Raw genomic sequence first — 14,869 nt, 5'->3', positions numbered from 1 at the left:
CTAGCGTGGCGAAATGGCCACGACCCATCACCACAGCTGCACACTCTGTGAAGCCACCTGTGGAATCACGGTCACGGTCGAGGACGATCGGGTCACCTCCATCAGGGGCGACAAGGCCGATCCGCTCTCCCAGGGCTACGTCTGCCCGAAGGCAACCGCACTCGCCGACGTCCACCACGACCCCGACCGGCTGCGCACACCGCTGGTGCGGTTCGGTGACGAGTGGGTGGAGACCAGCTGGCCGGCCGCGTTCGAGCTGGTCGCGGCAGGGCTGCGCGACGTCCGCGAGCAGCACGGCAAAGACGCGCTCGCCGTCTACCAGGGCAATCCGAGTGCCCACAACCTCGGCCTGATCACCTACGGCCAGCCGTTCTTCCGCGCGCTCGGCACCCGCAACCTGTTCTCGGCGACGTCGGTGGACCAGCTGCCGCACATGCTCGCCGCGCTGGAGATGTTCGGGCACCAGCTGCTGATGCCCGTGCCCGACCTTGACCGCACCGACCTGTTCGTGTGCCTCGGCGGCAACCCGGCCGTCTCCAACGGCAGCATCATGACCGCGCCCAACGTCAAGGCGCGCCTCAAGTCGGTGCGCAAGGTCGTGGTGATCGACCCCCGCCGCACCGAGACGGCAGGCATCGCCGACGAGCACCTGTTCATCCGCCCCGGCACCGACGCGCTGCTGCTGCTCTCGCTGATGGAGGTGCTCTTCGCCGAGAACCTCGTGTGCACGGGACGGCTTACGCCGCACCTGGTCGGGCTGGACCTGTTGCGCGAGGTGGCCAAGGGCTTCGCGCCCGAGCGCACCGAAGCCGTCACCGGGGTGCCCGCCGAGCCGGTCCGCGCGCTGGCCAGGGAACTGGCGGCGACGCCGAGGGCCGTCGTGTACGGCAGGGTCGGGATCTGCACACAGGAGTTCGGCGGGCTCGCGGCGTGGCTCGTGGTGGTGCTCAACGCGCTCACCGGGCACCTCGACGAGCCTGGCGGCGCCATGTTCACCACCCCGGCCGTCGACGCCATCCCGCTCTCCGGGCTCACGGGCCACGGCGGCAGCTTCGACACCTACCGCAGCCGCGTGCGCGGGCTGCCCGAGTTCGGCGGCGAGCTGCCGGTCGCCGCGCTCGCCGAGGAGATCGACACCCCCGGCGGCGGCCGGATCAGAGGGCTCATCACCTCGGCTGGCAACCCCGTGCTGTCCACGCCGAACGGCGCCAGACTGGAGCGCGCGCTCGACGGGCTGGACTTCATGGTGTCGATCGACCCGTACCTGAACGAGACCACGCGCCACGCCGACGTGATCCTGCCGCCGACCGTCCACTTGGAACGGTCGCACTACGAGCTGGCGCTGGCGAACTACTCGGTGCGCAACGTGGCGAAGTACTCGCCTCCGGTGTTCCGGCGGGGTCCCGATCAGCGGCACGACTGGGAGATCGTGCTGGAGCTCGCCACGCGCGTGTTGGGCGGCGGTGCGCCCGCCCGGCTGCTCGGCGGCCTCGGTCCGGAGGCGGTGCTGGAGCTCGGTCTGCTGGCTGGGCCGCACGGGTTGCGCAAGCTCCACAAGGGACTGACGCTGCGAACCTTGCGGCGCGAACCGCACGGGGTGGACCTCGGGCCGCTGGAACGAAGACTGCCGGGCAGGCTCGCCACGCGCGGCCGCACGGTGAACCTCGCGCCGAGGGCCTACCTCAACGACGTGCCCCGGCTGCGTCGCGTACTGAAGCGCGACCGGGCCGCACTGGTGTTGATCGGCAGGCGACAGCTGCGCAGCAACAACTCGTGGCTGCACAACAGCGAGCGGCTGGTGAAGGGCAAACCCCGCTGCACCCTGCTGGTGCATCCGGACGACGCGCGCGCACGCGGGATCGCGGACGGCGAGTCCGCGCGCCTGACGTCGGCCAGCGGCGAGATCGAGGTGCCGGTCGAGGTCACCGACGCGATCATGCCCGGGGTCGTGAGCCTGCCCCACGGCTGGGGACACCACCGCGACGGCGTGCGGCTCGGCGTCGCGAGCAGGCACGCCGGGGTCAGCGCCAACGACGTGACCGACGAGGGCTTCGTCGACGCCCTCACCGGCACGGCGGCGTTCTCGGGCGTCGCGGTGGAACTCACCCCTGAGAGGGAGTTCAGCCGCTCCTGAGCGGGAACCGCGAGGCGCCGAAGCCGACGACGCTGACGTGCATGACAAAAGCACGGATCGTCCTCTGCTACGTCGCGATCGCCGGCGTAGCCCCTTACCTGTTGCTCAAGCTCATCTGGACGGCGGGCGGCACGCTCGGCGCCGCCGATCCGACGTTCCTCTCCGAACCGGTCGTGCGCGTCGGCAACGCTTTCACAGCGTTCCTGGACCTGGTCGCGATCGCGGTGGTGCTGGCGTTCACCTACAACTGGGGCCAGCGCATTCCGGCCTGGCTGGTGCTGTTCCCCATCTGGGTCGGCACCGGGCTCCTCGCTCCGATCGCGCTGTCGAGTCCGGTGATCGGGTTCCAGCTGGCGGTCGACCCTGGCGACAGCACGGAGCTGGAGTCCTGGGTTCATCCGATGGTCTACGCGAGCTTCGCCTGGCAGGGCGTCACGCTGCTGGCGGCGTTCGTGTTGTACGCGCGAACCCGCTGGCCCCACGTCTTCACCGGCGTCGCGGCGCGCGGCCCGCTCGGGGTGCTCTCCGGTGTCGGAGCCGTCGTGGCCGTGGTCAGCGGGGCGAGCAGGGCCTGGTGGGTGTTCGACACGGATGCCTCCGTCGCGACGCGGTTCCTCGACGGCGTTGAAGGGGTGCTGATTCTCGCCGGGGCGGCCGCGGTGCTCACGCTGGCCGGGCGGCGGCTCCGTGCGCGTTTCGTGCTGGCCTGGACCGGCTCGGCGGTGATGTTCGCGGCGGGCTTCTGGACGGTGTTCACCGCGGTCGCGATGGAGGCCGACCCCTCTGCCCTGCATCTGGTGCTCGCGTCGGTGCAGGCGCTGGGCGGCGTGCTGCTCGCGCTCGGACTGCTCGCTACCGCACGGGACGTAGCACCGGAACGCGCTTTCGAGCCGACGCGCGAAGCGCTCGCGCGGGGGTAGCTTCGAGCCGTGCGTTCGCCCAGGCAGCTGTTGACCGACGTGTACGGGCCGTTGGCCCTCGCCGTCGCGGTGCTGGGCATCACCACGGTCGCCGCGACCCGCCAGCCGCAGGCCCAGCACCTCGACGTGCTGGGCTACGGCCTGTTGGTGCTCGCAGGGCTGCCGCTGCTGGCCCGCAAGCGATTCCCCGTGTCCGTGTTCGCGGTGTCGATCGCGTGCACACTGGCCTACTACTGGTCCGGCTACCCCGGCGGGCCCGCGATCCTGCTGCCCGCACTGGCGCTCTACACGGTCGCCCTCGTGCGAGGTCCGCTGGTCGCCTCGCTCGCAGGCGCCGTGCTGGCCGTCGCGGGCTACGTGCTGTTCGTGAGCGCGGGGCTCGGCTGGCTGCCCGACGTCAGGGCAGCCGGGCTCGTCGCCGGGATCGCCGCGGTCGTCGGCATCGGCACCGCCGTGCGCAACCGGGCCGCCGCGCTCGCCGCCTCGAGGAGGCAGGAGAGCGAGCACCGCGAGCGGCTGGCCGAGCAGGAGCGGCTGCGGATCGCCCGCGAGGTGCACGACGTCGTCGCCCACAGCCTCGCCATGATCAACGTGCAGGCCGGGGTCGCCGCCCACGTCGCCGACCGCAAGCCGGAGCAGGCCAAGGAAGCGCTGCACAACATCAAGGAGGCCAGCGCCTCCGCACTCACCGATCTGCGCGCCACGCTCGCCGTCCTGCGCTCCGGCGAGAACCGGGCGCCCGCGCCGAGCCTGGCGCGGCTGACCGAGCTGCTCGACCACGCCCGCACGGCAGGGCTCGTGGTGCGCCTGCGCGGCGAGGCCGGTGAACTGCCCGCGCCCGTCGACGCCGCCGCCTACCGGATCCTGCAGGAGTCGATCACCAACGTCGTCCGGCACGCCGAGCAGGCCAGGCTCGTCGAGGTGCGGCTCGAACGCGGCAACGGCAGCCTCCGGCTCGCCGTGCGCGACGACGGCACGGGCGCCGTCGCCCCGAAGGAGGGCAACGGGCTGCGCGGCATGCGCGAGCGAGCCGAGGCGCTCGGCGGCACCGCCGACGCGGGCCCGGTGGAGGACGGGTTCGAGGTCAGGGCCGAGATACCGATCGAGGGGACGCCATGACGATCAGGGTGGTGCTCGCCGACGACCAGGCGCTCGTGCGCGCCGGGTTCCGCGTGCTGCTCGACACCGAGGACGGGTTCGAGGTGTGCGGCGAGGCGGCCGACGGCGAGCAGGCCGTCGCTCTCGCGCGCGAGCACCGGCCCGACGTGGTGGTGATGGACGTGCGGATGCCCGGCGTCGACGGGCTGGAGGCCACCAGGCGCATCGCGGAGGACGCCGAGCTGGCGGACGTGAAGGTGCTGGTGCTGACCACGTTCGACGTGGACTCCTACGTCTACGACGCGCTGCGCGGCGGCGCGAGCGGGTTCCTGCTCAAGGACACCGATCCGGTGGAGCTGCTGCGCGCGCTGCGCGTCGTCGCCGCGGGGGAGGCGCTGCTCGCGCCAACCGTCACGCGCAGGCTCATCTCGGAGTTCGTCGGCAGGCCGGAGAACCGCAGGATCGACCCGGAGGCCATCCGCGAGATCACCGACCGCGAACGGGAGGTGCTCGCGCTGGTGGCGGGCGGGCTGACCAACGACGAGATCGCGGCGGAGCTGTTCATCTCCACGGCCACCGCTCGCACTCACGTCAGCCGCATCATGACCAAGCTCGCCGCGAGGGACCGCGCGCAGCTGGTGGTGCTGGCCTACGAGTCGGGGCTGGTGAAGCCCGGCGCGTAGGTCAGCGCGTCGAGCGGCGGTATCGAACGACCTCCCTGGTCACCCTGACCAGGAAGACGGCCGCGAGCACGGCCACGAGCGAGATCTGAAGCCACATCACGCCTCCTGTCATCGGGGCAGATGCTCCGCTCGGAGGGCGTGTGACCGTGGGATGAGGTTGGCCAACACGGCCAACCTCACCCGTTCGGTGGTAGGACTACGAGCCGGTGTGGCTCGGCGGGGCCTGGTCGAGCTGCTCGTCGAGCAGGCTGGAGAACGTCGACTCCAGCTCGTCGCGGTTGGGGCCGGTGACGTCGATGATCACGACGCGGTCGTAGAGGACGTACACCGCGCGGAACACGCTGTCGGAGTCGGCGTTGCCCGCCCCGTAGACCTGCACGCCCTGCAGGGACAGGTCCCGCACCGCGGGGATGCCGCCCTCCTGCTGGATGACGCCGTACTCCTCGGCGGCGGCGATGGCAGCGTCCTCGTTGGAGACCTCGATCGAGTAGAGGCCGATCACGGCTTCGCCGTCGCGCGTGGTCTTGAGCAGCCCGTCGCCCATGCCCGCGTCGTCGAGTGCCTGCACCATCGGCTCCGGCAGCATCTGGTTCTGCTTCAGCTGCTCGAGGTTGAACGAGCCGCCGCCGTTGCGCTTCTCACCGGGCGGGTCGACGATCGCCGCCGCGTTGTCGGCGGGCTCGGCCTTGGGCTCCGGCGGCTTCGGCAGCGGCGTGCTGGTCGGCTGCGGCTGCTGGGACTGCGAATTGCCGGTGTCCTGCTGCGCCTGCTGGTCGTCACCGCCGTTGATGAACAGCGCCCACACCGCGAAGGCGATGCCGACGACCAGCACCACACCGGCGACCGAGAACAGCACCTTGCGGCCGGAACCGGGCTTGGACTCGGACTCGAACGACTCGGGGCCCTGGCTGACGCCCCATTCCGAGCTGCCCTGCGGCGCGATCGGCGGGAAGTCGCTGCCGCCCCACGGCGGGCTCGCGTCCTCCTGCGGCGCGTTCCACGGCTGCTGTTGCTGCTGGTACTGCTGCTGTTGTTGCTGCTGCGGACCCGCGAAGCCGCCGGGAGGGGAGGAGGGGTACTGCTGCTGGGGCTGCTGGAAGCCCTGTGGCGGCGAGGACTGCGCGTGGGGCTGCTGCGACTGCCAGTTCTGCACCACCTGCGTGCGCTCGGCGCCGGTGTCGGCGGGCTGCACGACCTGCGTGGACTCAGCCTGCGACGGCTGCTGCTGTGGGTGCTGCTGCGGCTGCGACGCCTGCTGCTGCGGGTGCTGCTGTGGCTGTGACGGCTGCTGCTGCGGGGTGCCCTGTGAGGGCGAGACCGGCTCGATGATCTGCGTCGAGTCCGCGTTGGTCTGGCCCTCTTGCGGCTGCTGTTCCGAGGAGGTCACGGCCGACGACAGGATCTGGTCCCTGCGGGCTCTGTACTCGTCCGCGGACAGGCTGCCGGACGCGAGACTCTCGTCCAGCTTGCGAAGCTCTTCCTGCCAGGTCACCCCCGGCCCCCCTTCGGGACAGTTCTGTGCATGCTCGCTTCAGCTCGGCGAGCATCGAGGACGGAAAACCGAGGACATTGTGCACCTCGTGTCAGGGGCCGCCTTGAGCGAGCCCACCCGTAACCTACTGTGTCGCCCCTTCGAGTACTGCCGGTGACCGAACCCCGAACAGTGCTGTCACCTGGTTGTTATCTCGGGTTGGCCGCGAGCGCGGCGGCGAGCCGGTCGATGGCGTCGTCCCGCAGCAGCGCGCTCGCCCCGCCGGTGACGATCCGTTCGACGAACTCGACGGCGATCACGTCCCGGTCGGCGAGCAGCTCCACGATCTGGTCGATCGAGCCCTCGGCCACCGTGTCGGCGTGCACCACCGAGACGTCGCGGCACGCCGCCGTCAGGAACGGCGTGGCGAACTGGGTGTAGGAGTCGGCGATCAGGCCGACCTTGTCCTCGATCGTGCCCTCGACCGGGTCGCCGCTCTGCTCCACCTCGAGCTGCGTGCGGAAGTCGCTGGCGATGTAGCGGGTGCGGTCCTCGCCGCCGTCGGGCGCGAGCGTGTAGCGCGTGAGCTGCCGCTCCGCCGATCTGCCCAGCAGCCGGGGCAGGTCGGCGGGCCAGGCCTGCTTGCCGTCGGGCTCGACCGCCCACGTCGACGTGCTGCCCGGCGCGATGCGCTCGGCCAGCTCGTAGGTCATGGTGAGCCCGCCCGCGAAGTTCCAGTGGCTGTCGATCGCGTCGTACAGCGGCTCGCCGGTGCTCTTCTCGGCGTCGGCCAGCGCGGGCCGCAGGTCGATGGCGTCCGCCTCGTCGGGCACCCGGTTCCAGAACTCGGCCGCCCGCTGCTCCGCGCACTCCTTGCCGACGTAGCTCGCGGGCAGGTGCTGCGGCATGATCGTGGTCTTGTCCGGCGCCACCACCAGCTCGAACTTCCGCCCGGACGACTCGACGGCCTCGCGCAGCTTGTTCAGCGCCGCCACGGTTCCGTTCACGTCCTTGACCGGGTTGCACCTGGCCTTGACGTCCTCGCCGAGGTAGAGCCAGCCGTCGGAGCCCGAGATCACGTCGGGATACAGCTCGGTGGGCACCTCCTCCTGCGGCGGTCCGTCGCCCGGCTGCACGCCCACCGTGTCGCGCGCGCCGCCGCCGACGTCGGGCGGGTCGCCGAAGACGCCGGTGCTGATGCCGCCCGCCGCTTCGACGCCGGCCTCGCGCAACGGCAGGTGGTCGGTGGCCCACGACGCGAGGCCCGTGAAGAAGCCCCAGCCGTCGGTGATGCTCGGGAACTCCGTCAGCGCCCTGTTCTCGAACGGCGCCGGCCGCACGCCCACCACGAACGCGAGCGCGGGAGCGAGAAAGAAGATGACCGCGCAGGTCAGCGCGGTGCGCTGTTTGGGGCTGTGCCGGGGCCGGTAGAGGTTGTGCTCGTTCGGCAGCCACGATTCCGGAGTCGGTGGGAGGCTCCCACCTGCCGGCGGGTGCGGTCCGGAGCCTGCTGACACGCGCCGTATCGTAACCGCCGGGCCGGCGACCGGGGGGCCGGTTCGGGTGAATCACTGGAGGCACGCGCGATGAACGGCGGGCAGGGGCTCGACTACGAAGAGCGTCTGGCAGCGGAGCGGGAGAACTTCGCCGACCAGCTCGACCTGCACGGGAGCCTGCCCGAAGCGGCGCACCGCTGGTCGGCGCGGCACATGCTGCCGAAGCTCAACGCGCTGGGTGTGACGAGCATCGACGAGCTCATCACCGGCGAGATCGCGGCCAGGGCCACCCGCCTGCAGCGCGACGCCGTGGTGCTCTCGCTCGGCAGCGGCAACGGCGACCAGGAGCTCGGCTGGCTGCGCACGCTCGCCGACCAGGGCGTGCACAACGTGCGCGTGCGCCTGCTGGAGATCAACACCGACATGCAGGAGCGCGCCGCTGCCGCCGCGAGCTCACTCGGCCTCGCCGACCGCGTGGAACCCGTCGTCGCCGACTTCAACACCTGGGTCGCCGACACCGAGCACGACGTCGTGGTCGGCTACCAGGTGCTGCACCACGTGCTCGACCTCGAGCACCTCTACGGCCAGGTGCGCGCCAGCCTCACCCGCGACGGCGTGTTCGTGGTGCACGACATGATCGGCCGCAACGGGCACCGGCGCTGGCCAGAGGCGCTGGAGGTCGTGGAGCGGATCTGGGCCACGTTGCCGGCCGAGCTGCGGCGCAACGCGATCACCGGAGCCGTCGACGAGGTGTACGACGACGTCGACTGCGCCGCCGACGGCTTCGAGGGCATCAGGGCCGAGGACGTGCTGCCCGTGCTGCTGCGCTACCTGCACCCGAGCTTCTTCCTGGCGCTGGGCAACGTGATCGACCCGTTCATCGACCGGATCTACGGGCACAACTTCGACCTGACCGATCCGGAGCACCTGGCGCTCATCGACCAGCTCGGCGTGCTCGACGACACCCTGATCGACCTGGGCACCGTCACGCCGACGCGGCTCACGGCGCTGTTCCACCCCACGCCGCAGCCGCTGCGCGTGCACGGCAACCGCACCCCGGCGCGCTCGGTGCGCAACACCGAGGTCCTCGACCCCGCCGGCCGGGTGTCGTTCGACCCGCGCGGTAGCGACCCCGGCGGCCTGGTGCGCGGAGCGGGCGTCGCGGTGGGCCGGATGAACGGTGTCTTCCACGACGCGTGGGCGCGGCGCACGGTCACGCTGCCCGTGCTGACCACGGCCGACGTCGCGGAGATCGAGGTGCGCACCTACGTGCCCGAGTGGATGCCGCGCACCGGCACGGTCACCGTCCGGCTCGACGGCGCGCCCGTCGGCACCATCGACGTCGGGCCCGAGCTCACCGAGCGTTGCCTGCCCGTGCGCGTGCCCGCCCACCGCACCGTCGAGCTGGCCCTGCACGCCGACTGGTGGGTGAACCCGCACCACACGGGACTGGGCGACGACCGCCGCAGCCTCGCCTATGTTCTCGTCGGTATTTCCTTGCGGGAAAACTGAACCACTAGGCCCACACAGTTCGTGAACCGCTAATCTCCCCCGCATGGGTACCGGACCACGCGGGGAGCGTCTCATCGAGTGGACCGGGGAGCGTTGTGTTCCGTGGGCCGACGATCTCCAGGTGATCTACGAGCACTACCACCGCTACGCGTTCGCGCTGCGGTTCACCGAGGGCAAGCGCGTGCTCGACCTCGCAAGCGGTGAGGGCTTCGGCAGCGCGCTGCTGGCCGCGAAGGCCGCGCAGGTCGTCGGCATCGACATCGACCCGGTCACCGTCGAGCACGCCAGGCAGCGCTACCCGCTCGGCAACGCGCGCTTCGAGGTCGCGTCGATCATCGACCCGGACGCCTGCGCGGGCGAGGAGCCCTTCGACGTCATCACCTGCTTCGAGGCCGTCGAGCACGTCGAGGAGCAGGACCAGCTGATGGAGCTGGTCGCGCGCAGGCTCGCCCCCGGCGGGATCTTCCTGTGCAGCACGCCCGACGTCGACGTCTACACCCATGACCACGGCAACGAGAACCCGTACCACGTGCGCGAGCTGCACGAGGGCGCGTTCCGCGAGCTGCTCGGCGGCCGGTTCGAGCACGTGCGGCTGCTGCGCCAGAACGTGGCCGTCGGCTCGCTGATCCACGACGGCGCCGAGGGCGGCGGCAGCGAGACCCACACACTGAGCAGGAGCTCGAGCGAGGACTGGGCCGTCGACCGGGGCGCCCCGCACACCTACTTCGTCGGTATCGCCTCCGCCGAGCCGGTCGAGGTACCGGACACCTCGGTGCTCGTCGACCCGAAGCTGACGCTGGTGCAGGAGGCCAGGGCGGGCGAGATCGCCTCGCTCTCCGAGTCGGTGCGCGCCCTCACCGAGTCCGTCCGCACGGTCGAGTCCGAGCTGCGCGCGAGCACCGTCGCCGCCGACGACGCGGAGGCGAGGGCGCGCTCGCTGGCCTCCGAACGCGACGCGGCGCTCGAGCGCGTCCGGCGCGCCGAGGAGTCCTACCGCAAGGCCGTGGGCGAGGGCGACCAGCTGCGCCGCAAGGCCACGCGCGACGCCGCAAGGCTGAGCTGGCTCTCGGACAACAACAACAGCCTGCGCGGGACCATCAACCAGCTCGCGGGCGACAACGCGAAGCTCGCCGCCGACCACTCCGAGCTCGCCCAGAAGCTGCTCGGCCGCTACCGCTCCGGCATCGAACGGTTGGCCCCGCGCGGCACCCGCCGCCGCGACGCCTACGAGAAGGCGCTGGGCAGGCAGCCCGGCATCATCGAGGCAGGCCCCTCGGTCCCCGGCCCCGTCGCGGTCACCACCAGCGACCAGCCCGTCGTCTCGGTGGTCGTCCCCATCTACGGCAACTGGGAGTACACGCGCCGGTGCCTCGAGTCGATCGAGGTCCACCTGCCGATCACGCCGCTCGAGGTGATCGTCGTCGACGACGCCTCGCCCGACGACACCGCCGACCGCGTCGCCCAGTGCGCGGGCGTCCGGCTCGTCCGCGCACCCCGCAACCTCGGCTTCATCGGCGCCTCCAACCTCGGCGCCGAGCACGCCCGCGGCGAGCTGATCATGTTCCTCAACAACGACACCGAGGCGCGCCCCGGCTGGCTCGACAAGCTGGTGCAGACCTTCGACGACGACGCGCTCGTCGGCCTCGCCGGCTCGCGGCTCGTGTACCCCGACGGCAGGCTGCAGGAGTCCGGCGGCATCGTCTGGCGTGACGGCTCTGGCTGGAACTACGGCAGGGGCGGCAACCCCGACGACCCGCGCCACCGCACGATGCGCGACGTCGACTACTGCTCCGGTGCCGCGCTGCTGGTGCGCCGCGACCTCTTCGAGCGCATCGGCGGCTTCGACACCCGCTACGCGCCCGCCTACTACGAGGACACCGACCTGGCTTTCGCAGTCAGGGACGCCGGGTACCGCACGGTCGTGCAGCCCGAGTCGGTGATCGTGCACCACGAGGGCGTCTCCAACGGCACCGACGTCGGCTCGGGCATCAAGCGGCACCAGGAGCTCAACCGCGTCGTGTTCGCCGAGAAGTGGGCGACCGCGCTGGCCGAGCACCTGCCGGAGGCGAGCCCGCGCAACGTGTGGCTCGGCCGGGCCCGTGGCGCCCACGGCCACCACGGAGGCCTCGTGCTGGTCGCCGACCACCAGGTGCCGCGCACCCTGGAGGACTCGGGCTCGGTGCGCATGGCCCGGCTGCTCGACCTGCTCGTGGAGCTCGGCGAGCGCGTGGTGTTCTTCCCGATGAACGGGGCCATTCCCGAGGAGTACATGGCGCCGCTGCACCGGGCGGGCATCACGGTGATCGCCGACCACGGCCAGCAGCAGGAGTTCCTGCGCGACGCGGGCGAGTCACTGAGCCTGGCGCTGCTGTCGCGGCCGCAGGTGGCCTGGCAGCTGCTGGAGCCGATCCGGCAGCATGCTCCCCGCTGCCTGGTCGCCTACGACACGGTGGACCTGCACTTCCTGCGATTGCAGCGACAGGCCGAGCTGGCGGGCTCGCTCGGCGAGAGCGCCGAGAGCGAGTCGCTCACCCGCAGGGCCGAGGCGCTGCGCGAACTCGAGCTCGGGCTGGTGCGGGCCTGCGACGTCACGTTCACCGTGTCCGAGGTCGAGCGGAAGCTGCTCGCGGAGCTCACCCCGGACGCCGAGGTCCAGGTGCTGTCCAACGTGCACGAGGCCGACGTCGCGCGCTCGGTGCCAGAGGGCCGCTCCGGCGTGCTCTTCGTCGGCAGCTTCGACCACGTCCCCAACCGCGACGCCGCCGCCTGGCTCGCCGAGGAGATCATGCCGCTCGTGCGCGAGCGGCATCTCGGTGCCGAGGCGCACATCGTGGGCAGCAATCCTCCTCCCGAGGTCGAGGCGCTGGCCAGCGACGGCGTCGTGGTGCACGGCTGGGTCGAGGACCTGGCGGCCCAGTACGAGCAGGCCCGCGTCGTCGTGGCGCCGCTGCGCTTCGGCGCCGGCGTGAAGGGCAAGGTCGGCGAGGCGCTCGCCCGTGGCGTTCCCGTCGCGGGCACCACGCTGGCCACCGAGGGCATGTTCCTGGCCGACGGCGAGGAGGTGCTGCTCGGGGAGACCGCCGCGCAGCTCGCGGAGCGCGTCGGCACGTTGCTCGCCGACGACGCGCTGTGGCTCCGGATCTCGGAGGCCGGCAAGGAGGCGGTGAACCGGCGGTTCGGGCCGGGCGTCGCCAAGCAGACACTGGCGAGCTTGCTGCGGGATCGGGCGCGAGCCGACTGACGGCACCGGGGGGACGAGTGGCTCGCACCAGGGGCAAGCGGCGCAGGCTCAAGGAGTACGCCGACCCGAATATCGGGTTCGCGTGGCTGCGGCTGTTCGGCGCCATCACGGTGGTGATCGACCACAGCTCGCCGCTCATCCACCCCGAACGCCTCACGATCTTCCCCGCGAGCTGGCACGCCTCGCCCGGCTACGTCGCTCTCATGGGCTTCTTCGCGATGAGCGGCTGGCAGATCAGCGACAGCTGGGAGCGCGACCCCTCGTGGTGGCGGTTCAGCGGCAGGCGGCTGCTGCGGATCCTGCCACCGCTGATCGCCGTGGTGTTCATTACGACGCTGGTGATCGGGCCCCTGTTCACCAACCTCTCGGCAGGTGACTACTTCTCGGACCAGCAGACGTGGCGCTACCTCGTGGGTACGTCGCTGCTGTTCCTGCTGCAGCACGTGCTGCCCGGCGTCTTCGCCGACAACCCGTACCCGTGGTCGGTCAACGGCTCACTGTGGACGTTGCCGATGGAGCTGATGGGCTACGTGCTCGTCCTCGTGATCGGGCTGCTGGTCGTGTTCGGCGTCACCCGCTACGTCGTGCTGCCGGTGCTCGCCACGCTGCTGGTGCTGGACGGGATGTTCGAGGCCACGTTCGGTTTCCAGGGCAACGTCGGCTCGCTCATCGAGATCCCGATCGGCTCCACGATCTCGTTCATGGTGCCCTTCGCCATCGGCATGGTGCTGCACACCTTCCGAGATCGGATCCCCCGCAACGGGCCCGTCGCGATCGTGTTGTTCGCCGGGTGGATCGCCGCGCACTGGACGCCGCTGGACCGCTACCTGCTCGCGATCTCGGCGAGCTACGGCGCGATCGTGATCGCCCACCACTGGCCGACGTGGTTCCAGGCCGACGGCAGGCTCTACTTCGGCAGCTACGGGCTCTACATCTGGGCGTTCCCGCTGCAACAGATCATCATCGCCGCCGGGGTGAACAACCAGTGGGTGCTGATGGCGTTCGCGGTGCCGGCCGCCTACCTGTTCGGTGTGCTGTCGTGGTGCCTGGTCGAGGCGCCGACCCAGCGCAGGTTGCGCAAGTACCTGGTGGCGCCCAAGCGGGAGAAACCCGAGCCCGATCCGCCGCCACCGCCCCCACCACGGCCACCGAGGCCCACGCCGCGGCCGCCCCGTCCGCCCCGGCCACAGAACCTTGCCGAGGCCGACACGGTCAGGTTCAGGCCTGTGGCAAGGCCCCACGCACCTCGGCGACCGCCTCCTCGGCGAGTCCGCTGAGCTCGTCCGAGACGCTCGCGGTCGGCTGCGAGACCCACAGGTTCACCGCGACGTCGCCCGAGGCGTACCAGGTACCGTTGAGGGTGCGCTCGCCAAGCTCACCGGTCATGGTGGCCTGCTGCTGCTCGGAGAAGCCCGCGCCGAGCATCAGCTCACTCATCCGGTCCACCACGGTGTTCGCGCCGTCCGGCGAGTCCATCGGGAGCACCAGCATGAAGTACGCGGTGTCGCCGTCGGTCGAGGCGCGGTAGACGATCTCCTTCGCGCCGGCCTCGGTGAAGATGTCGGCCGACGACTCGGGGTACAGGCCGAGCTCGGCGCCCTTGTTCACCGACATGGTGGAGTTGTCCCCGTTCTGCTGGCCGGGCAGCACGGGGAGTTTGTCCTCGAGCTTGACGTCGGCCGGAGGGGCGTCCTGGGAGGCCGCCGGCGGGTTGTCCTGCGCGGCGTCGGTGCCGTTGTCGCCCCCGATGCCGCCGAACCACCACGCGCCGCCGATCACGGCGACGAGCGCGACGAACACCCCCGCCGCGATGAGCAGCCACGTGCGCCGCGAGCCGTCGCGCTGCGGCGAGGGCGGGGGCACCGGCGGGTACTCGGCCCGGGCCTCGTACCTGCTGATCGGCATTGTCAGCTCGGTGTCGGCAGGGCTCGGTGCCGAGGTGGGCCGTTTGTTCGCCAGCAGGGAGGCCGGAGTCACCTTGGGTGGCTCCGGTGCGGGTGCCGGCTGCTGCTGGGGCTGCGGAGGCGGCGGCTGCTGTTGCGGTTGTTGCTGAGGAACGGGCGCCGGTGCGGTGGGTTGCTGCCCGGGAGGCAACGCCGCGTCGGCCGCGGGGTTGGCCGCCTCCCACTGGGGAGCTCCACTCGCTTCATCGCGCCCCGAGGCGAACGGCGACACCACGGGACTGCCCGACACCTCGGCCAGGATGTCCTCCCGGCGGCGTCGATGCAGCTCGTGGGAGATCGAGCCGGAGGCGAGCTCGGCGTCGAGACGTCGCAACTCATCCTGCCAAGTCATCAACAACCCCCTGACGAAC

10 protein-coding genes are annotated in these 14,869 nt (G+C 71.3%); 7 read left to right on the top strand and 3 right to left on the bottom strand.

The genetic code is table 11. From position 1 onward, the window contains the following. Positions 1-13: 13 nt before the first annotated feature. From JHE00_RS09025 to JHE00_RS09010, 4 genes are read left to right on the top strand one after another with little or no spacing between them, the layout of a single operon-like run. Positions 14-2,134 carry a molybdopterin oxidoreductase family protein gene (locus JHE00_RS09025; RefSeq protein ID WP_200316874.1) on the top strand — a complete coding sequence of 707 codons (2,121 nt, stop codon included), beginning with the start codon at positions 14-16 and terminating at the stop codon, positions 2,132-2,134. 41 nt (positions 2,135-2,175) lie between these two features. Then, complete coding sequence (locus JHE00_RS09020) at positions 2,176-3,054, top strand: hypothetical protein (RefSeq protein ID WP_200316872.1); 879 nt, start codon at positions 2,176-2,178, stop codon at positions 3,052-3,054. Between the two features lie 9 nt (positions 3,055-3,063). Further along, positions 3,064-4,173 carry a sensor histidine kinase gene (locus JHE00_RS09015; RefSeq protein ID WP_307831867.1) on the top strand — a complete coding sequence of 370 codons (1,110 nt, stop codon included), beginning with the start codon at positions 3,064-3,066 and terminating at the stop codon, positions 4,171-4,173. After that, positions 4,170-4,835 (top strand): response regulator, encoded by a 666-nt coding sequence (locus JHE00_RS09010; RefSeq protein WP_200316870.1) that lies wholly within the window; start codon positions 4,170-4,172, stop codon positions 4,833-4,835. The genes JHE00_RS09015 and JHE00_RS09010 overlap by 4 nt, the downstream gene beginning before the upstream one ends. Positions 4,836-5,031: 196 nt before the next feature. On the opposite strand, the gene JHE00_RS09005 is transcribed toward JHE00_RS09010, so the two are convergent. Further along, positions 5,032-6,327, bottom strand: coding sequence for a flagellar basal body protein FliL (locus tag JHE00_RS09005; protein WP_200316868.1), 1,296 nt, complete (start codon positions 6,325-6,327; stop codon positions 5,032-5,034). Positions 6,328-6,515: 188 nt separating this feature from the next. Then, positions 6,516-7,823, bottom strand: coding sequence for an alginate O-acetyltransferase AlgX-related protein (locus JHE00_RS09000; protein WP_307831866.1), 1,308 nt, complete (start codon positions 7,821-7,823; stop codon positions 6,516-6,518). Positions 7,824-7,892: 69 nt separating this feature from the next. On the opposite strand from JHE00_RS09000, the gene JHE00_RS08995 reads away from it, so the two are divergent. From JHE00_RS08995 to JHE00_RS08985, 3 genes are read left to right on the top strand one after another with little or no spacing between them, the layout of a single operon-like run. Next, a complete protein-coding gene (locus tag JHE00_RS08995; RefSeq protein ID WP_200316866.1) occupies positions 7,893-9,314 on the top strand; it encodes an SAM-dependent methyltransferase in 1,422 nt (473 codons plus the stop codon). A 43-nt stretch (positions 9,315-9,357) separates the two neighbouring features. Beyond that, positions 9,358-12,555 (top strand): glycosyltransferase, encoded by a 3,198-nt coding sequence (locus JHE00_RS08990; RefSeq protein WP_200316864.1) that lies wholly within the window; start codon positions 9,358-9,360, stop codon positions 12,553-12,555. Positions 12,556-12,572: 17 nt separating this feature from the next. Beyond that, positions 12,573-13,832 (top strand): acyltransferase family protein, encoded by a 1,260-nt coding sequence (locus JHE00_RS08985; RefSeq protein WP_307831865.1) that lies wholly within the window; start codon positions 12,573-12,575, stop codon positions 13,830-13,832. Here the strand turns inward: JHE00_RS08985 and JHE00_RS08980 are convergent. Further along, positions 13,774-14,850, bottom strand: coding sequence for a hypothetical protein (locus tag JHE00_RS08980; RefSeq protein WP_200316862.1), 1,077 nt, complete (start codon positions 14,848-14,850; stop codon positions 13,774-13,776). The two genes, JHE00_RS08985 and JHE00_RS08980, sit on opposite strands and share 59 nt — an antisense overlap. Positions 14,851-14,869: the final 19 nt, after the last annotated feature.

The organism is Prauserella cavernicola, assembly GCF_016595675.1.
In the GTDB taxonomy this organism is placed as follows: Bacteria; Actinomycetota; Actinomycetes; order Mycobacteriales; family Pseudonocardiaceae; genus Prauserella_A; species Prauserella_A cavernicola.
Note: the sequence above shows the minus strand (reverse complement) of the source record. Positions and strands in the feature narration are given on the sequence as shown.